Genomic DNA, 18,636 nt, shown 5'->3' with positions numbered 1-18,636 from the left:
GAGTGTGCTCGAAAGATGGCTATATCTTGCAGGAACAATCAGACCGTTCGGTGATCGGGGAGTGTGCGGCATGACGTATGTCGAAGACGAGCTCAACAGCCAGCCCGAGTGCTGGACACGCGCCGCCGCCGAGGCGGCACGGCACGCGGCGGCGCTCCCGGCGGCGGGGGAGCGGGTGGCGATCGTCGGCTGCGGAACCTCGTACTTCATGGCCCAGTCGGCGGCGGCACTGCGCGAGGACCAGGGCCAGGGCGAGACCGACGCGTTCGCCGCCTCCGAGTTCCCGCGGGGTCGCGCGTACGACCGGGTCGTCGCCCTCACCCGCTCCGGCACCACCACCGAAGTACTGGAGCTGCTCGCCGAATTGAAGGGCCGTACCCGGACCGTCGCGCTCACCGCCGACCCGGCCACGCCGGTCATGACCGCCGCCGACGACGTGGTCGTGCTCGACTTCGCCGACGAACGGTCCGTCGTACAGACCCGGTTCGCGACCACCGCCCTGACCCTGCTCCGCGCCCACCTCGGCCTGCACACGGACACGGTCGTCACCGACGCCCGCACCGCCCTGACGGCCGAACTGCCCGAAGGACTCGTCGAGCGCACCCAGTTCACCTTCCTCGGCCGGGGCTGGACCGTCGGACTGGCCAACGAGGCCGGCCTGAAGATGCGCGAGGCCTCCCTGTCGTGGACCGAGGCATACCCGGCGATGGAGTACCGACACGGCCCCATCAGCATCAGCACCGCGGGCACGGCCACCTGGATGTTCGGCGAGGCGCCCGAGGGGCTGGCCGGACAGGTCCGGGACACCGGTGCTATGTGGGTGCCCGGTGATCTCGACCCGCTCGCCGAGCTGGTCCGCGCCCAGCGGCTCGCCGTCGCCGTCGCCGCCTCCCGGGGCCTCGACCCGGACCGGCCCCGCCACCTCACCCGCTCGGTGATCCTCGCCCCCTGACGACCGCCCCCACAGCCGCCACCCGGCGCCCGGGGAAGAACCCGGGGGAAGAGAGAGACCGTGCCCCTCGCCAACACCGGCGACCTGGTGGCCCGCGCCGCAGCCGCGCGCTCCGCCGTCGCCGCCTTCAACGTCATCACCCTGGAGCACGTCGAGGCCGTCATAGCGGGCGCCGAGGCCGTGCGCACGCCCGTCGTCCTCCAGGTCAGCGAGAACGCCGTGAAGTACCGCTACGGCCGCCTGCTGCCGCTGGCCCGCGCGGCCGTGGCCGCCGCCGAGGGCGCCGCCGTGCCCGTCGCCCTGCACCTCGACCACGTCCAGAGCGACGGCCTGCTGCGCCAGGCCCCGGACGCCGGATTCAGCTCAGTGATGTACGACGCCTCCCGGCTGCCGTACGCCGAGAACCTCGCGGCGACCCGGGCCGCCGCCGACTGGGCGCACGCCCGGGGGCTGTGGATCGAGGCGGAGCTGGGGGAGGTCGGCGGCAAGGCCGGGCCGGGCGGGCGGGGGAGAGCCGCCGCACCGCCGCTCGACGCCCACGCGCCCGGCGCCCGCACCGACCCCGCCGAGGCGCGGGCCTTCGTCGCCGACTCCGGCGTGGACGCCCTGGCCGTGGCCGTCGGCAGCTCCCACGCCATGACGACGCGCACCGCCATCCTCGACCACGACCTGCTCAAGGCCCTGTCCGGCGCCCTGGACGTGCCGCTCGTGCTGCACGGCTCCTCGGGGGTCCCGGACGACGAACTCGCCACGGCCGTCGCCGGCGGCATCGCCAAGGTCAACGTCGGCACCGCGCTCAACCTCGCCATGACCGGCGCGATCCGGGAGTACCTGGCCGCCCGCCCCGAGGCGGCCGACTCCCGCGGCTACCTCACCGCGGGACGGGATGCCATGGTGCGGACGGTGTCGACGCTCATCGGGGTGATCGCCCGTACTACGGGGTGACCGCCCGCGCCCTACTTCCTGACCGCCCTGAGCACCACGAACTTGGGGTCGCTCGCGACCACTTCACTGTTGCCGAACAGCCGCCGCAGTGCGACGTGGTAGCCCAGGTGCCGGTTGCCGACCACCCACAGCTCACCGCCGGGGCGCAGCACGCGCCGCGCCCCGGTGAACATCCGCCGGGCGGTGGCGCCGGTCGTCGCCTGGTGGGAGTGGAAGGGCGGGTTGTTCAGCACCAGGTCGACACTGCCGTCCGGCACCCCGGCCAGCCCGTCGCCCACCCGGAACCCGGCCCGCCCCGCCGCCCCGTTCGCCTCGCACGTCGCCCGTGCCGAGGCCACGGCCTGGAACGACTCGTCGGTGAACAGCACCTCGGCGTCCGGGTCGGCCAGCGCCACCGCCGTACCGACCACGCCGTTGCCGCAGCCCAGGTCCACCACCCGCCGCAGGCCGCCGGTGTCCGGCAGGTGCCCGAGGAAGAAGCGGGTGCCGATGTCGAGCCGGTCCGCGCAGAAGACACCGGCGTGGTTGACGACGGTCCGCCCGGAGACCGGTCCGACGTCGTCGGGGAGCCGGTAGCTCAGCGGCCAGGGATTGGCGGGCCGCTTCAGCGAGAGGTCCGGCGTGGCGAAGATGAGCCGGGCCTTCTTCACCGCCAGGGAGGTACGGGTCGGGCCCACGATCCGCTCGAACAGCCGCAGCGTCGAGGTGTGGATCTCCTTCACCATCCCGGTGCCGACCACGACCGTGCCCTCGTGCAGCGCCGGCGCCAGCCGCAGCAGCTGGTCCTCCAGCAGTGCCAGGCTCTTGGGCACCCGCACCAGCAGCACGTCGATCCGCTCCGGCGGGGTGTCCCGCGTGGTGAGCAGCCGTACGCCGTCAGGCTCGACGCCCGCCCGCTTCAGATTGGCGCGGGTCGCCTCCCGGGCGAGGTGGGAGTCGGTGATCTGCACCGGCCGGTGCGCGGCCAGCGCCGTCACCAGCGCGCCCCAGCGGTCGCCGACGACCACCACCGTGCCGGACAGCGGCACGTCCTGGTCCGCGAGGTGCCCGAGCAGGTACTCGTCGGAGGCGTCCCAGGCCCGGAGCCGGTCGCGGGGGTCCTCGGGAAAGCGGGAGAGCACCTGCTCGCCCCACGGGGTCGTCATCTCGCCCCACGGGGCCGTCGTAAGGTCGCTGCGGTCGTTCATCGTGCGTCCAGGCTAGCCGAGCCGCAGCTCAGGCCGTGTCGGGCAGGATGGGGGCATGGAGGCCGAGCTGTTCCCCAGGGCACGCGCCGAGATCGCGCCCGGCGCCGTGCACGTCCCCGACTGGCTGGAGCCCGCGCTCCAGCGCGAGCTGCTGTCCGCGTGCCGCGAGTGGGCCCGCCCGCCGGCCGGGCTGCGCACGGTCCGCACACCCGGCGGCGGAACCATGACCGCGAAGCAGGTCTGCCTCGGATGGCACTGGCACCCGTACGCGTACGCCCGCACCGTCGTCGACGGCGACGGCGCGCCCGTGAAGCCCTTCCCCGCCCGGCTCGGCGAACTCGCCCGCCGGGCGGTCACCGAGGCGCTGGACATCGATGCGCTGGGCGCCGACGCGGCGGCGGACCCGCCCTACGACATCGCGTTGATCAACTTCTACGACGCCGACGCCCGGATGGGCATGCACCGGGACGCCGACGAGAAGTCCGGCGCGCCCGTGGTCTCCCTGAGCCTCGGCGACACCTGCGTCTTCCGCTTCGGCAACCCCGGGACCCGGAACCGTCCCTGGACCGACGTCGAGCTGCGCAGCGGCGACCTCTTCGTCTTCGGCGGGCCCTCCCGGCTCGCGTACCACGGGGTGCCGCGCGTGCACCCGGGCACCGCACCGCCCGAGTTGGGGCTCACCGGGCGGCTGAACATCACGCTCCGGGTCAGCGGGCTCCAGGACCACGGGCTTTAGGACCACCGCACCCGCGGATCATGGGAGACTCCCCCTCATGAGCGGCAAGGCGGACCCCCGGGCGGCGGGGGAAGGGACCACCTCGAGGACGCGGCTGGACCGGGGGCGCGGTGCGCTCGGACCCGCGTTGGAGCTCGTGCACACCGGACGCGCCCCCACCCGGGCCGTCCTCACCGCGGAACTCGGCGTGACCCGGGCCACCGCCGGCGCGGTCGCCGCCGAACTGGAGGCGCTCGGCCTGATCCGGGTCGACGCCCGGCCCGGCGCGGCCGCCGGTTCCCAGGGGCGGCCCTCGCACCGTCTCGCGGTCGCCGAGGACGGGCCGGTCGCCCTCGCCGCGCAGGTCCACGCCGACGGGTTCCGCGCGGCCCTGGTCGGCCTCGGCGGCCGCATCGTCGCCACCGCCCCCGGCTGCGAGGTCGTGGACGCCGACCCGGCGAAGGTGCTCGGCTCCGTCGTCGAGGCGGGCGCGGCACTCCTGCGGGAGACCGGCCGGCGCTGCGTCGGCGCGGGACTCGCCGTGCCGTCCGCCGTGGCGGAGCCCGAAGGCCTGGCCCTCAACCCGCTCCACCTCGCCTGGCCCGCGGGCGCCCCCGTGCGGCGGATCTTCGCCGAACAGGTGCGCGCGGCCGGCCTCGACGGCCCCGCCTTCGCCGCCAACGACGTCAACCTCGCCGCGCTCGCCGAGTACCGGCACGGCGCCGGACGCGGCGCCCGCGACCTGCTGTGCGTGGCCACCGGCCACCGCGGCGTCGGCGGCGCCCTCGTCCTCGACGGCCGCCTGCACAGCGGCAGTTCCGGCCTCGCCCTGGAGGTCGGCCACCTCACCGTCAACCCCGACGGCGGCCCCTGCCACTGCGGCAGCCGGGGCTGCCTGGACGTGGAGACCGACCCGCTGGCCTTCCTCACCGCGGCGGGCCGCGAGCCGGGACCGGAGGTCTCCCTGCTCCAGCAGTCGTACGACCTGATCCGCGGCCACTACGCCGACCCGGCCGTCCGCACCGCCACCGAGACCCTCATCGACCGCCTCGGCCTCGGCCTCGCCGGCCTGGTGAACATCCTCAACCCGGACCGCATCGTCCTGGGCGGACTCCACCGCGCGCTCCTCGACGCCGACCCCGAACGGCTGCGCGCCGTGGTCGCCGACCGCAGCCTGTGGGGCCAGAGCGGCGGCGTGCCCATCCTGCCCTGCGGCCTGGACCACAACAGCCTGGTCGGCGCCGCCGAGCTGGCCTGGCAGCCGGTCCTGGACGACCCGCTGGGCGCGCTGGCCTGAGGACGGCACCCGACCTCCTCAGGCCGCCGGGCGGTCACCGCCGCTCGGCGCGTGGGCGAGGTCGACGACGCAGAAGATGTTGCCGTCCGGGTCGGCGAGGACGACGAAGTCCGGGTCGGGCGGGTACAGGTCCCAGTCGACGGCCCGCGCACCGAGACCGGTCAGCCGCCGCACCTCCGCCTGCTGCTCCTCGGCCGAGTCCACGAAGAGGTCCAGGTGGATCCGGGGACGCGGCTCGGCCGGCGATTCGCTGTACAGCAGCCCGAGGGCCCGCCCGGAGCCGTCCGCGTGATCCAGCGTCCGCCAGGTCTCGCTCGCCCACTCCTCGGAGACGACCAGGTTCAGGGCCGCCGTCCAGAACTCCACGGCGCGCGGCACGTCCGTGACGCCGATGACAGGGATGCCGAGTCTCAACATGGACCCAACCTAGGTGATGACACGTACGTGGTCGCGGACGCCGAGGGGCGCGCGAAGAAGCACGGCCGGGCGGCCGCGGTACTCCCCGCGGGGTACGCGCGCTGCCGCTGGCCGTACGACGCCACGGACCCCCTGACGGGACGACGCTCGGAAACGACACGCAGCACATCGCGACCGAGGAGTTGGACGACATGCAGACCCTGGCACACTTCGGCGACGGCGGGCCCGGTCCCTGGGTCCTGCTCTTCCCCCTGATCTGGGCCCTGGTGATCGCTGGCGGCGTCACACTGCTCCGCCGCACCGTGTGGCGCGGCCGTCGCGGCCCCGGCCGACCGGCCACCGCCGAGGACAACTCGCCCATCACCGTGCTCGGCCACCGCTTCGCCTCTGGCGAGATCGACGAGGAGGAGTACTGGCGCCGGCTGTCGGTGCTGGACGAGCGGTTCGGCCGCCCGGGCAAGGGCGGTGCGGCATGACCACGACGACCGCCGTCCGGGCAGCCGCCCGGGTCGTCGACGCCGTGAAGGCGTACGGCGGTGGCGACACCGCCGTACGCGCCCTGGACGGGGTGAGCGTGGACTCCCCGGCCGGCCGCTTCACCGCGATCACGGGACCCTCGGGCTCCAGCAAGTCGACCCTGGTGCACCGCGCCGCCGGACTGGACACCCTCACCTCGGGCACGGCCCGCATCGGCGACACCGACCTCGGCACCCTCGACGACCGCCGCCTCACCCGACTGCGCCCCGACCGCGTCGGCTTCGCCTTCCGGGCCTTCGCCCCGGTGCCGACGCTCACCGTCGCCGAGAACGTCACCCTTCCTCTAGACCTGGCGGGCCGCCGGGGCGACACCGAGTGGGTCGACGCCCTCGCCGACCTCGTGGGCCTGCGCGACCGCCTCCGCCACCGGTCCGCCGAACTCTCCGGCGGTCAGCGGCAAAGGGTGGCCGTGGCCCGCGCCTTCGCCGCGCGGCCCGACGTCGTCTTCGCCGACGAGCCCACCGGAAACCTCGGCTCCCGCTCCGGCGGCGAGGTGCTGGGCCTCCTCGGCCGCACCGTGCGGCAGACGGACGTGCCGCGGGCCGTCGCGAACGAGTGACCTCACGGCCGCGGCCGGGCCGCCGTCATCGGCCAGCGGCCCGCGTCCAGCGGGCCCCGCTCGCGTGGCTCCAAGTCCTCAGCGGGGCCCGCCGCCGTGCGGACACCACTCGGTCCGGCAGCACTACGGGCCCCACTTGGGCGCCGGTGCGCGGCCGGCCGGTGCCACCGGTCGGCGCACGGCCGGGGCCGCACCCGCGAGCCCGGCACCTCGGCCGGTACGGCGGGCCGGGGCGTCCAGGGTGGATCGTCCTCACCGGCGCGGATCGCCGGCGCGAGTCACAAGGCGCGCGGTGTCCTCGCCCGTACTGATCGCCGGAGCGCGGGACGAGGCGGGACGCCCCGCCGGTACCGACCGCCGGAGTACACCACGAGACCCGATGGCGGGCCCGGCGCTGCGGAGACCGGCACCACGAGGCGCGTGGCGCCCCCGCCGTCGTCGCCGGTGGGCAAGGCTCTGTCGGCCCGCGGCGGCGAAAGGTCACCGCCCGGTCAGCCGGCAACGGCCGACCGGGCGGGAGCGGGTTGGGGTCTGCCGACGTCGACCGCGTGCTCGACCTCCGCGAACGCGGCGGCCGGCACTTCCTCGACCAGACGCCGGGGCGGGTGCGCGGTGACGGGTGGAGCGGTGACCTGCGCGGCGGGCAGGGCCGTGGGGAGCGTGAACCAGACGACCTTGCCGGACTCACCGTCCGGCCGGGCGCCCCAGCTCTCACTCATCGCGGCCACCATGGAGAGCCCGCGCCCGCACGTCGCCAGCGGTGCGGCGTCGTCCACCACGGGCAGCCGCGGATCGTGGTCGCGCACGGAGACGGTGAGCCGGTCAAGGAGCAGCTCTATCTCCACGGTGCACATCTTGTCGGGACGGGCATGCAGGTGGACGTTGGTCAACAACTCCGTCACGCCGAGCGCGGCCCGGTCGATCAGGGGGTCCATATGCCAGTAGCGCAATTGCGCAGATACGATTCTGCGGACCTGGCCGATCCGCGACGGCAGGGCTTGGAGCTCCACCGTGCAGTGTCTGCTTGGGTGACTGATCACGGCTGCGACTCCCCGACTAGAGGTCCGGAAGAACACGGAGTTCGGATCCAGCAGGTCGCACGCGGCGCGCCGCCGCCTGCTGTCATGGCCGGCGGGCTGGTTCGCAGCGTTATCGCCGGTAAACCCAGAGTGACGTGAGACCAGCGTGACGCAAGGGGTGAGGCACCGCAACTTACGGACATCTCAAGCGCGTCGCCCGGCCGCCCTGCGCACCGCCTCGATGAAGCGGCGGGCCGCCGGCGGACCCGGCTCACCCGGCGCGGGGTCCCGCTCGCCGAGCGTGAGCAGGTACCGCTTGCCGTTGAGGTCGGCGAGGGCGCGGTCCTCGGGCGCGAACCAGGGCCGGGAGGCGCGCACCGCCTGCACCGGGGCGCTGTCGATCTCACTGCCGTAGCTGGTCAGCAACTCCACCCTGCCACCGCTGATCCGGACCGTCCCGGCCCGGGTGAGTGAACGCAACCGCTTGCCGATCCGCACCCCCGTGGCCCTGAACTCCGGCTCCGCCATGCCGTCGCCCCCTCGTGCCCGTCGGTCGCCGGACCGTGCTCCTCGCTGGGCCCGGTACCGGCTCGTGTCGTGCTCCAGTGTGCGCCCGCGGCGGGAACCCCCGGGAATCCCGTCCCGCCCGCTGGCAGTCTGCCCGCACCGCGCGCCGAGCACCAGTACGCGCCGCCCCTTTCCGGAGGCGACCGGAGCACTCGCGCGAATGCGCCCCCGCCCGGCCGCCCGACGCGCCCCAGTGCTGCCTTTGAGGCGCCCAAAGGTGTGTTTATGCAGGTGAGAAGCGTGCTGAAGGCGCATATGATCGAGGCGTCGGCCGCGCGAAGCGTCGTCGGCGCGAGCGTAAGGAGCCTCGTCGTGAGCACCCCCCGGCAGACCCGCAGCGGCGCCAACCTCGACGTCGACCACAGCGACACCGAGTACCGGGCCTGGCTGAAGGAAGCCGTGCGCAAGGTCCAGGCCGACAACAACCGCTCGGCCGACACCCACCTGCTGCTCTTCCCGTTGCCGGAGCGCTGGGGCATCGACCTGTACCTGAAGGACGAGTCCACCCACCCCACCGGCAGCCTCAAGCACCGGCTCGCCCGCTCGCTCTTCCTGTACGGCCTGTGCAATGGCTGGATCCGGCCGGACCGCCCCGTGATCGAGGCGTCCAGCGGCTCCACCGCCGTCTCCGAGGCGTACTTCGCGAAGCTGATCGGCGTCCCCTTCATCGCCGTCATGCCGCGCACGACCAGCACCGAGAAGATCCGCCTGATCGAGTTCCACGGCGGACAGTGCCACTTCGTGGACGACTCCCGCCGGATGTACGAGGAGTCCGCACGTCTCGCGGCCGAGACCGGCGGCCACTACATGGACCAGTTCACCTACGCCGAACGCGCCACGGACTGGCGCGGCAACAACAACATCGCAGAGTCGATCTTCCGTCAGCTGCGCCTGGAGCGGTTTCCCGAACCGGCGTGGATCGTCGCCACGGCCGGCACCGGCGGCACCTCGGCGACCCTCGCGCGCTACGTGCACTACATGCAGTACGACACCCGCGTGTGCGTCGCCGACCCGGAGAACTCCTGCTTCTTCGAGGGCTGGACCACCGGCGATCCGGACGTCGTCTGCGACCGCGGCTCGCGGATCGAGGGCATCGGCCGGCCCCGGATGGAGCCGAGTTTCGTGCCCGGCGCGATCGACCGCATGATGAAGGTGCCGGACGCCGCGAGCGTCGCCGCCGTCCGGGCCCTGGAGCGGGCCATCGGCCGCAAGGCGGGCGGCTCCACGGGCACCGGGCTGTGGAGCGCGCTGAGGATCGTCGCCGAGATGGTGGCCGAGGGACGGCAGGGCAGCGTGGTGACCCTGCTGTGCGACCCGGGGGACCGGTACCTCGACAAGTACTACTCGGACGCCTGGCTCGCCGGACAGGGCCTGGACATCGGGCCGTACACGGCGACGATCGAATCCCTGCTGCGGACGGGCACCTGGGCCGGCTGACGGCGAGCGGCGGCGGACCCGCTACGGGCGGGCGAGCCGCCTGTCCAGCGACGTGACCGCGTTCCGGAAGGCCCGTCCCAGCCCGGGACGCGCACGGTTCAGCACGAAGCGGAACAGCGGCGTGCCGTCCGCCGCGAACGTCCACTGCACACGCGTGCCGTTCCCGGCCGGCGCCAGCCGCCACTCCTCGACCATGGCCCGGGCCCCGGGCGCGTTGGTGACGTCGACGCGGTACGCGTACACCTCGGGCCGCTCGGCCGTCAGCACCGTCTCCAGGAAGCGCGTACCGCCCCTGAGCCGGATCTCGCGCCCGGCCCCCTCGCGGACCGGCCGGGCGTACGTCACCGCCGAGAACCAGGCGGTCCAGCCCGGCACGTCCTCGGCGAGCGCGCGGAAGACCAGGTCCGGGGCGGCGGAGATCTCGCGGGCGAAGACCAGCCGTACCGGCGCGGTCTCGACGAAGCCGGTCCCCACCGGACGCAGACGGTGAGCCATGGACGCAACAACCCCCTTGAGCGAAGCCGCGGACGCGGACGGTCGGACGGGTGGCGCCACGATAGCCGGGGGCACGCCGGGTGTCAGCGGGGCCGGGGAGGCCACGGGCGGTCCACGGCCGCCGGCCCCCGCCGCCCGGGATCAGCCGGCCGCGTCCGTCTCCGGCTCGCCCGCCACCACGAGCCCCAGATGCTCCGAGACCTCCGCACGGGCGTCCGCGGGCAGACCGGCGTCGGTCACCAGCGTGTCCACCTGCTCCAGCGCGGCGAACGAACTCAGGCCCACGACACCCCACTTGGTGTGGTCGGCGACCACCACCACACGCCGCGCCGACTGCACCAGCCGCCGGTTGGTCTCGGCCTCCGCGAGGTTCGGCGTAGACAGGCCGGCCTCCGCCGATATCCCGTGCACACCGAGGAACAGCACGTCGAAGTGGAGCGTCGCGATCGCCTGGTCGGCGACCGGCCCCACCAACGAGTCCGACGGAGTGCGCACACCACCGGTGAGCACCACCGTGGCCGTGCCCTGCCGCGCCCCCGAGGTGCGCTGCGCCACGTGGAACACGTCCGCCACCCGCACCGAGTTGGTGACCACCGTCAGATCCGGCACGTCCACCAGCCGGTGCGCCAGCGCGTACGTCGTCGTACCGCCCGACAGAGCGATCGCCGCGCCCGGCGCGACCAGTTCCGCCGCCGCCCGCGCGATGTCCTCCTTGGCGGTCGGCTCCAGACCCGACTTGGCCTCGAACCCCGGCTCGTGCGTGCTCGCCTCCATCACGGGGACCGCGCCGCCGTGCACCTTCTCCAGCACGCCCTGCCGGGACAGCGCGTCCAGATCGCGACGGACCGTCATGTCCGACACGCCGAGCTTGCGGGTCAGCTCGTTGACCCGGACCCCGCCCCGGCGGCGCACCTCGTCCAGGATCAGGGCGCGCCGCTGCTCCGCGAGGAGGTTCGGATTCTCACTCACGTACGCTCCCGGTCCTTTCGCCGCAAAACCGCCCGACTCGCCCGGCGCACCCGCTCCGACCGGGGACTCACCCCGCACCGGTGCGCGGACGTCCCATCCTCGCACGCCCCGGCACGGGCCGCGCCACCGCCTGTCCGTCGCGCACATGTCACGGCAGTCCCGTCCCGGCGTCACCTGTCACACAGTTCTGGGAGATTCCGTGCCGAGGGGTGTACGGCGCCCGCTGAGCGGAGATCCTTGTGCCCGCACATACACAGCCGACGGCACGTCACCGGGGGAGCGAAGACAGTGGACCAGGCGCAGGAGCGGGCCGGGACGGGCGGGCGGGCCGCGCCCGGACCGCGTGACGGGGCGGCCGGGAGAGGCGACGGGAGCAGCGACGGGAGAAGCGGCACCGCCCTGGAACTCCTGGTCCACGGAGTGGGCGGCACCACGCCCGCCGAGATGCTGGACGATCCGCGGACCGTGCGGGTCACCGGCGACCACATCGCGGCCGTCTTCCGGCGCGCCGAGGACGCCGACGCCGAGTCCCGGCCCGAGGACTACCGGGGCAGGCCGGTGCCGGAGGCGTACGTCTGGTGCAACCTCACCTCCGGCAACGGCACCCGCGCGCTGTGGCTGCTGCTCCTGCCGTTCATGGTGGTCAACCTCGCCCACTGGATGCGGCCCACCGCGCACGGCCGGACCCGGACGGTCCGCCTCTACGGGCTGCTGGTGCGGCTGGCGGGGCTGACCCTGACGGTGATGCTGGTCGCCGGGGCCTGCGAGGTCGCGCTCGACCTCGTGGCCTGGCAGTGCGCGGGCACGCGCGCCTGTGCCGAGCGGCACTCCTGGCTGGGCTTCCTGTCGCCGGTGATGTCGGACGGCGGCTGGTGGAGCACGCCCGGCCGCAGGCTCGCCCTCGCGGCCGCGGTGCCCGCGGTGCTCACCGGCCTGCTGTGGTACCTGTCGCTGCGTACCTGGCGGGCCTACGAGTCCCAGCAGCCGATGGACCGCGAGTCCGGCCCCGAGTCCGGCCCCGAGCCTGGTCCCGAGTCCGGCCCCGAGCCTGGTCCCGAGTCCGGCCCCGAGCCCGGTCCCGGGTCCGGTCCGGAGTCCGGGCCCGAGTCGGCTCCGGGGGAGGACCCCGCCCGTACCGCCCTCGGCCGGCCCGGGTTCTGGTACGGGCGGCGGCTCGTGGCCCGGCTGCGCGCCGCGCACACCGCCGCCGCCCTCCTGACCGTCGCCGCGGCGGTCGGCGCGCCCGCGGCCCGCTTCGACCGACGGCCGGGCGGACCCGCGGCCCTCGACACACTGGGCTGGCTCCTGGTGGCGGCACTGGCCGCCGGGGCGGTCGCCGTGGTCGCGGTGGTCTGCCGCCGGGGCCGCAGCGAACGGCGCCTCGACCGGGAACTCGACGAGCGCCTCGTACGGCTGCTGCCGCTGGCCGCCCTCGTGCTGTTCGCCCTCGCCGTGCTGTACGGCGGCTGGTCACGCCCGCAGTGGTCGTCCGCCGGGCGGCTGCCCGGGGACATGACCTTCGGCGGCATCGCCCTCGTCCAGGGCCTGCTGGTCCTCGTCCTCGCCGTGGTCGCCCACGTGCTGCACCGCAGCAGCCCCGACACCCGGGCCGCCATCCGGGGTCTCGGCGGACCGTCCGTCGCGATGCTGGCCTGCGCGCTGGGCGGGGTGATGTCCGGCGGCGTCGCCCAGCGCGTCGCCGACTGGCTGGACGGCACCGGCACCTCCATCGACGGGCCGCCGGTCCTGCTGACCTGGCAGGCGTCCGTCATCCCGCCGCTGCTCGTCGTCGTCCTGCTGCTGTGCGCCGTGCTCGCCCGCCACACCTGGCGCCTGGCCCGCGCCGAACGGGCCGACATCGAGGACGACCACCCCGGCGAGGCCGGGGACTCCGGGCGCACCCGGCGCATCGCGCTCACCCGCGCCCTGGCCACCCTCACCGACCGGGCGCCTCTCCTGGTCGCCGTCGTCTCCGCGACCACGCTGCTGCTCGGCACCGCGGCCCTGGCCGGCGCCCTGGTGACCGACCAGGTGCCCGCCGACGCCGCGCGCGGGACGTACGCCGTCGTGCACGGCGCCGTCCAGACCGCGCAGGCACTGGGGTCCTGGCTCATCGGCCTCGGCTTCATACTGTTCGTCACCTGGGGCAGGCGCGCCTACAAGGACGCCTCCGCGCGGCGCACCATCGGCATCCTGTGGGACGTCGGCACCTTCTGGCCGCGCGCCGCCCACCCCTTCGCGCCGCCCTGCTACGCGGAGCGCGCGGTGCCCGACCTCACCTGGCGGATGGCGACCTGGACCCGGGCCACCGGCGGACGGCTGGTCATCTCCGGGCATTCGCAGGGCAGCGTCCTCGCCGCCTCAGCCGCCTGGCAACTGGAGCCGCCCGCCCGCAGACGGGTCGCACTGCTCACCTACGGCTCCCCGCTGGAGCGCCTGTACGGCCGCTGGTTCCCGGCCCACTTCGGACCGGCGGCGCTCGGCTCCCTGCACGAGGAGGTCGACTGCTGGCGCAACCTGTACCGGCGCACCGACCCCATCGGCGGCCCGATGCGACTGCCCGGCGACTCGGGCCCCTCGGTGGACCACCCACCCCTCAAGGACCCCCTGACGTACGGCCGCACGGGACTCCACCCGCTGCCCGCGCCGATCCTCGGCCACTCCGACTACCAGGCCGACCCGGCCTTCGCCGAGGAACGGCGGCGGCTGCTCGCCCGCCTGCGCCCGGAGGTGCCGGCACCCCGTCACACCGGCGACCCCTCCTCGGTCCCCGCGGCGGACGACGGGACGGCGGACTGTCAGGACCGCACGTCCGGCAGGTCCTCGGCGTAGAGCAGGGTCAGGTCGTCCTTGCTCGGGTCGGCGAGCTGGGCGACCCGGCTCGCGTGCCGCTCCACCATCGCCTCGAACGTCTGGCGGGCGGTACGGCCGTTGCCGAAGGCCGGGCCCTTCGGGAGCGCCGTGAAGTACTCCGTCAGCGCCTCGGCCGTGCCCGGCGCCAGCCGGTACTCGTGCTCGTCGGCCTGCTGCTCCACGATCCGCAGCAGCTCCCCGGGGCCGTAGTCGCCGAAGGTGATGGTGCGTGAGAAACGGGAGGCGACGCCGGGGTTGACGGACAGGAAGCGCTCCATCTCCGCCGTGTACCCGGCGACGATCACCACGACCGCCTCCCGCTGGTCCTCCATCAGCTTCACCAGCGTGTCGATGGCCTCCTTGCCGAAGTCCCGGCCGGCGTCCTCGGGGGAGAGCGCGTACGCCTCGTCGATGAACAGCACACCGCCGTGCGCCCGCTGGAACGCCTCCTGGGTGCGGATCGCCGTGGAGCCGATGTGCTCACCGACCAGGTCGACCCTGGACACCTCGACGAGATGCCCCTTCTCCAGCACGCCGAGGGAGGCGAGGATCTCGCCGTACAGCCGGGCGACCGTCGTCTTGCCGGTGCCGGGGGAGCCCGTGAACACCAGGTGGCGCTTGACGGAGGCGGCCTTCAGACCGGCCCGCTGCCGCCGCCGGCCCACCTCGATCATGTCGGTGAGGGCCCTGACCTCGCGCTTGACGCTGTCCAGGCCGACGAGAGCGTCCAGTTCGCCCAGTACGGCCTTCGAGGTCCGTGCCGGTTCCAGTGGTTCGGTACCGGCGATCAGGGGCTCCTGCTCGGTGCTGCGCTGCCCGGGGATGGAGCCCAGCAGGCCGGGTGTCTGGCTCACCGTCTGCACGGCCGGCTCCGGCGAGGCGGGCGCGGTCAGGCCGGCGCTCTCGTCGCTGGTGCAGTCCTCGACGAGTGGACCGGCATCGCGGCCCGCCTCCGCGCCGCCGTCCGCGAACTCGTACCCGCCCCGCGCGCACCGCTCCGTGCGGCACTTCCGGAGCGTCGTACGACAGCCGTCGATCACGTGGAAGCCGTACCCTGCGCTGCCGGTCACGCGGCAGTTCAGGAAACTCCCGCGGCCGCCGGCCGACACGTAGACGCCGGCCTCCGAGGGGGAGTCGACCGTGCAGCGCTCGATGGTGGGGTCGGCGCCCTTGGTGACGATCACACCGGTGCGGTTTCCGTCCAGGGTGCAGTTGTTCAGCGTGCCGCCGCTGCCGTGGTCGCGGAACCAGGCGCCCGTGGCGGCGTCCCGGATGCGGCAGTCGTCGAGCTGGGCGGTGGCGCCGTCGCTCACCGACACGGCCGTGTTGCGCACCTGGGAGAGGTCGCTGTCCACGACGTCCGCGCGCGAGCCGCGGTCCAGGACGAACAACGCGTCCGGCACGTCGTGCACCCGGCAGGAGTCGAGCACCGCGGTGGCGCCGTCGCTGACCCAGACCGCCGGGTAGTCACCGGTGCTGTCGAAGATCTCGCACTGGTTGGCGTCCACGCGGGTGCCCGGGTCCCACACCGACAGTCCGTTGCGCCCGAACTGCCGCACGCTGGTGCGGGTCAGGGTGAGGACGGAGCGGGAGCGCAGGTCGACCGCGTTCTCCGGGACGTCGTGGATACGGCAGTCGGCGAGGGTGAGCACCGCGTCCGTGTCGAGGGTGACGCCGTCGCCGGTGGTGCGGTGCACGTCGCAGTCGGTCAGGTGCGCGGTGGCCCGGTTCGTCACCTGCACGCCGCTGCCCCGCACCTCGTAGACCTCGCAGCCCACGGCCTCCAGCGCGGAGCCCTCACCCGTCACCGTCAGGCCCGAACCCGAGGCGTGGTGCACCCGGCAGCGGTCGAGCCGGGGGTGCGCGCCGGAGCGCACCGTGACACCCGCCTGCCCCGCGGAGACGATCTCGCACTCCTCGAACACGCCGCCCCCGCCGTCCACGACGGCGACGCCGGCACCGGCCGGATTGTCGACGACGCAGCGCCGCACCGTGGGACGCGCGCCGCCGCGCACCTCTATCCCGGAGGCGGAACGCGCGACCACCCTCAGCCCCAGCAGCTCCGGCACGCCGTCCTCGACGAGCACCGCGGGCGCCGCCGCGTCCTGGCCCTCCACGTGCAGGTCCTGGATCACCGCCGAGGCGCGCACGGTCAGCGGAACGCCGTCCACGGGGGCGATCCGGACCGAACCCTGCCCGCCCTCGGGCCCGCGCAGGGTCACCGCCCGGTGGACGAGGAGATTCTCCCGGTAGGTCCCGGGGGCGACGGTGAGGACGTCACCGTCGGCCGCGGCCTCCAGGGCGGCGGCGAGCGATGCGTACTCACCCGTGCGGCGCCGCCACCGCGAGGTGCCGGTGTGCGTCACCTGGACCGTGCCCTGTGCCATGGCGTTGCTGTGCCCCCACCTCGTCGTACGCGGGTCGTCGCCGATTCGGTTCGGCCGGTCCACCGTAGCGTGCGCGCAGGTGGTGAGTTGACCGGAGGCGGAAGCCCGTCAGCTGTCCGCGCCGGTCCTGCCCCAGTCCGGGCCGGCCCGCTCCCACTCGCGCTCCAGGCGGGCGTGGCGGCGGTGGACCATGCGGCGGACGGTGATGCGCCGGCCGACCTCGACCAGGGCCGCGGCCGCCAGTCCGGCGCCGACCCCGGCGAGCACGGCGTGCGTCGTCGCGGTCGCGGAGTCCAGGGGGCGGGGCACGGTCCGGCCCTGCCCGTCGGTCCATATCGCGAAGTGGTCGCCGGGGGCCGGGGCGTCGAGGCCCGCCGTGAGGGAGGCCTCGTGCCGTGTGCCGTCCGGCCCGGTCCAGCCGGCGAGCACCCGGCTGCGCAGGTCCGAGCCGGAGGCACCCTCCGGGTCGACGGTCAGTGGTGCGCCCTCCAGGGGACGGACCACGGTGGCCGTCACCCGGTGCCGGGACTCGTGCTGTTCGCGCACCGACCGCTGCAGCGTGTCCTGCGCCGAGCCGCCCACGAGCGCGCCGGCCAGAGGAGCGGCGGTCAGCATCAGCAGCAGTCCGGCCAGGGCCACCCACGCCTCGGCCAGGTCCGTCGGACGGCACAGCGGATTGTGCCGCCAGCGCCGGAGCCCTGCCATCGCCCGCACGTTCCGCGCCCCCTTCCCGCTCCCCGCCGGGTCCTCTCACGAACCTCTCACAAAGCCCAACGCGCGGTCCGTGGGCCGGGTTCCCCCGCCGCGGCCGGTGACCGGAACCGGTCGTAGGACGAGCCGGACGACCGGGACGTCATCCGGAGATCCGCACCGGGTCGCCCACCCGGATCGTGCCCCGGCCGAGCGGCACCAGGTTCTGCCCGAAGACCAGCTTGCCGTTCACACGGCGGTGCTGTCCGAGGCTGTGCAGGGGCTCCCTGCCGCGTTCCGCGGTGCCCTGGTCGGTGGTCGTCACCACGCAGCGCCCGCACGGTTTGGCGACCCGGAAGGCCACGTCGCCCACGGTGACGCTGGACCAGCCGTCCTCGGCCCAGGCCTCGGTGCCGGAGACGACCACGTTGGGCCGGAAACGGTCCATGGGCAGCGGGCCCTCTTCGGCGTGCTCCCCCCGCGCGATCAGGGCGTTGAGGGCCTCGAGGGAGGCAGTCGTGGTGAGCAGCAGCGGGAAGCCGTCGGCGAAGGTGACGGTCTCGCCCGGCAGGGCGTACCGCGGGTCGACGGGACGGCGGGTGGCGGGATCGTCCAGGTGCACCAGCCGGACGTCCGCTTCGAGGAATTCGCTGCACCAGGCGTGCACCGCCTCGTCCTCGGCGGGAACCGCCTCCACCTTGTCCCGGAAGATCTGTACCGGCACCGTGCCCCCCGCGCGCGGAACCGGCACCGTCAGCGGCTCCCGGCCGGGCGCGGACAGCCGGACGCCGCCGCCGGGCAGTGGCTCGGCGGCGGCCAGGGCGATCCGCGGCCGCCCGCGTTGTGTGACGACCTTTCCCCCGTCGTCGACCATCATCCAGCGGCGGTCTCCGGCCAGCCCCCAGGGCTCCACGACGGCCTCCCGGAGCGACAGGCTCCGGAACGCCTTGACCGGATGGACGTGAATCGACTGCAGTCGCGCGTTCCCCATGGAGCCATCGTGCCAGGTGGCACCGACGGCCCCGGGGACGGCTCAGTAGCCGCGGTACTGCTGCTGGTTGTACGGGTCCTGATACGGCGCCGGGGCCGGCCGGGGGGCCGCGGGGCGCATCGCCTCGTACCCCGCGGGGCCGGGCGCGGCCGGGCGGGGAGGCTGAGGCTGCTGGGGCCCCGGGTACCCGCGCGGCGCGGTCGCCTGGTGCGGGATGTATGCGGCGGGCGCCTGCTGCAGCGGGGCGGGCTGCGGCACCTGCTGCGGGTATCCGTAAGAGGGCTGGGAGGGGCCGGCCGGGAGGGCGGGCACGGCCGACGGGAGCGCAGGCAGGTGGCTGCCCGGTGCGTCGTACGCGGCGGGGACCCGGATCGGGGCGATCTGCGGGGTGCCCCGCTCGGCCACGAGCGAGTCGTAGATCGGGGTGTCCGGGAAGGAGGCGGAGTAGTAGCCGCCACCATAAGTGGAGCGGGGGGAGGTCATGGCACATAAGTTAAGCCCACGATGTGCTGGTTGGGGAGACCGATAAGAGGGTTGTTTTCCGTGTCCGCGGTGACCCGGCATCCCCAATGTGAGCGAATTCGGCGAAAAGGGGGCGACACGCCGCGCGATCTTGGGG

Annotated in this window: 17 protein-coding genes and 1 pseudogene; 8 read left to right on the top strand and 10 right to left on the bottom strand. The window is 74.4% G+C overall.

Annotated features, from left to right (window positions below):
* The first annotated feature begins 70 nt into the window (after positions 1 to 70).
* Together M6G08_RS29430 and M6G08_RS29425 are read left to right on the top strand one after the other, a co-directional pair.
* Complete coding sequence (locus M6G08_RS29430) at positions 71 to 952, top strand: SIS domain-containing protein (protein ID WP_272590144.1); 882 nt, start codon at positions 71 to 73, stop codon at positions 950 to 952.
* Between the two features lie 60 nt (positions 953 to 1,012).
* A complete protein-coding gene (locus M6G08_RS29425) occupies positions 1,013 to 1,897 on the top strand; it encodes a class II fructose-bisphosphate aldolase (RefSeq protein ID WP_272590143.1) in 885 nt (294 codons plus the stop codon).
* An 11-nt stretch (positions 1,898 to 1,908) separates the two neighbouring features.
* Here the strand turns inward: M6G08_RS29425 and M6G08_RS29420 are convergent, their stop codons facing one another.
* Positions 1,909 to 3,042: a methyltransferase gene (locus M6G08_RS29420; RefSeq protein ID WP_272591472.1), complete on the bottom strand. Its 1,134-nt coding sequence runs from the start codon at positions 3,040 to 3,042 to the stop codon at positions 1,909 to 1,911.
* A 97-nt stretch (positions 3,043 to 3,139) separates the two neighbouring features.
* On the opposite strand from M6G08_RS29420, the gene M6G08_RS29415 reads away from it, so the two are divergent.
* Both M6G08_RS29415 and M6G08_RS29410 read left to right on the top strand, forming a co-directional pair.
* Positions 3,140 to 3,820, top strand: coding sequence for an alpha-ketoglutarate-dependent dioxygenase AlkB family protein (locus M6G08_RS29415; RefSeq protein WP_272590142.1), 681 nt, complete (start codon positions 3,140 to 3,142; stop codon positions 3,818 to 3,820).
* A 37-nt stretch (positions 3,821 to 3,857) separates the two neighbouring features.
* On the top strand, positions 3,858 to 5,096 hold the full coding sequence (locus M6G08_RS29410; protein ID WP_272590141.1) for an ROK family protein: 1,239 nt from the start codon (positions 3,858 to 3,860) through the stop codon (positions 5,094 to 5,096).
* A gap of 18 nt (positions 5,097 to 5,114) precedes the next feature.
* Here the strand turns inward: M6G08_RS29410 and M6G08_RS29405 are convergent, their stop codons facing one another.
* A complete protein-coding gene (locus M6G08_RS29405) occupies positions 5,115 to 5,513 on the bottom strand; it encodes a VOC family protein (RefSeq protein WP_272590140.1) in 399 nt (132 codons plus the stop codon).
* Positions 5,514 to 5,704: 191 nt separating this feature from the next.
* Here M6G08_RS29405 and M6G08_RS29400 point away from each other — a divergent pair, with 191 nt between their 5' ends.
* Positions 5,705 to 5,989 (top strand): SHOCT domain-containing protein, encoded by a 285-nt coding sequence (locus tag M6G08_RS29400; RefSeq protein ID WP_272590139.1) that lies wholly within the window; start codon positions 5,705 to 5,707, stop codon positions 5,987 to 5,989.
* Positions 5,986 to 6,579, top strand: a pseudogene (locus M6G08_RS29395) (ABC transporter ATP-binding protein); the annotation flags it as partial. The gene M6G08_RS29400 and the pseudogene M6G08_RS29395, both read left to right, overlap by 4 nt.
* Before the next feature lie 521 nt (positions 6,580 to 7,100).
* Here the strand turns inward: M6G08_RS29395 and M6G08_RS29390 are convergent.
* Together M6G08_RS29390 and M6G08_RS29385 are read right to left on the bottom strand one after the other, a co-directional pair.
* Positions 7,101 to 7,649 (bottom strand): ATP-binding protein, encoded by a 549-nt coding sequence (locus tag M6G08_RS29390; protein WP_272590138.1) that lies wholly within the window; start codon positions 7,647 to 7,649, stop codon positions 7,101 to 7,103.
* A gap of 183 nt (positions 7,650 to 7,832) precedes the next feature.
* Positions 7,833 to 8,156 (bottom strand): hypothetical protein, encoded by a 324-nt coding sequence (locus tag M6G08_RS29385; protein WP_073731154.1) that lies wholly within the window; start codon positions 8,154 to 8,156, stop codon positions 7,833 to 7,835.
* A gap of 351 nt (positions 8,157 to 8,507) precedes the next feature.
* Between M6G08_RS29385 and cds1 the strand changes: the two genes are divergently transcribed.
* On the top strand, positions 8,508 to 9,632 hold the full coding sequence (cds1, locus tag M6G08_RS29380; RefSeq protein ID WP_272590137.1) for an L-cysteine desulfhydrase Cds1: 1,125 nt from the start codon (positions 8,508 to 8,510) through the stop codon (positions 9,630 to 9,632).
* Positions 9,633 to 9,653: 21 nt separating this feature from the next.
* On the opposite strand, the gene M6G08_RS29375 is transcribed toward cds1, so the two are convergent.
* Both M6G08_RS29375 and M6G08_RS29370 read right to left on the bottom strand, forming a co-directional pair.
* Positions 9,654 to 10,127, bottom strand: a complete 474-nt coding sequence (locus tag M6G08_RS29375; RefSeq protein ID WP_272590136.1) for an SRPBCC family protein — start codon at positions 10,125 to 10,127, stop codon at positions 9,654 to 9,656.
* A gap of 141 nt (positions 10,128 to 10,268) precedes the next feature.
* Positions 10,269 to 11,096, bottom strand: coding sequence for a DeoR/GlpR family DNA-binding transcription regulator (locus M6G08_RS29370; protein WP_272590135.1), 828 nt, complete (start codon positions 11,094 to 11,096; stop codon positions 10,269 to 10,271).
* Between the two features lie 288 nt (positions 11,097 to 11,384).
* On the opposite strand from M6G08_RS29370, the gene M6G08_RS29365 reads away from it, so the two are divergent.
* A complete protein-coding gene (locus M6G08_RS29365) occupies positions 11,385 to 13,928 on the top strand; it encodes a hypothetical protein (RefSeq protein ID WP_443048987.1) in 2,544 nt (847 codons plus the stop codon).
* On the opposite strand, the gene M6G08_RS29360 is transcribed toward M6G08_RS29365, so the two are convergent.
* From M6G08_RS29360 to M6G08_RS29345, 4 genes are all read right to left on the bottom strand, one after another.
* On the bottom strand, positions 13,895 to 16,336 hold the full coding sequence (locus M6G08_RS29360; RefSeq protein ID WP_272590134.1) for a right-handed parallel beta-helix repeat-containing protein: 2,442 nt from the start codon (positions 16,334 to 16,336) through the stop codon (positions 13,895 to 13,897). The two genes, M6G08_RS29365 and M6G08_RS29360, sit on opposite strands and share 34 nt — an antisense overlap.
* A 108-nt stretch (positions 16,337 to 16,444) precedes the next feature.
* On the bottom strand, positions 16,445 to 17,050 hold the full coding sequence (locus tag M6G08_RS29355; RefSeq protein WP_272590133.1) for an Rv1733c family protein: 606 nt from the start codon (positions 17,048 to 17,050) through the stop codon (positions 16,445 to 16,447).
* A 139-nt stretch (positions 17,051 to 17,189) separates the two neighbouring features.
* Entirely contained in the window at positions 17,190 to 18,017 is an 828-nt protein-coding gene (locus M6G08_RS29350) for an MOSC domain-containing protein (protein WP_272590132.1), read from the bottom strand.
* A 42-nt stretch (positions 18,018 to 18,059) separates the two neighbouring features.
* Positions 18,060 to 18,500 (bottom strand): DUF6643 family protein, encoded by a 441-nt coding sequence (locus tag M6G08_RS29345; protein WP_272590131.1) that lies wholly within the window; start codon positions 18,498 to 18,500, stop codon positions 18,060 to 18,062.
* Positions 18,501 to 18,636 lie beyond the last annotated feature (136 nt).

Origin of the sequence: Streptomyces sp. M92, assembly GCF_028473745.1 — a bacterium.
In the GTDB taxonomy this organism is placed as follows: Bacteria; Actinomycetota; Actinomycetes; order Streptomycetales; family Streptomycetaceae; genus Streptomyces.
Note: the sequence above shows the minus strand (reverse complement) of the source record. Positions and strands in the feature narration are given on the sequence as shown.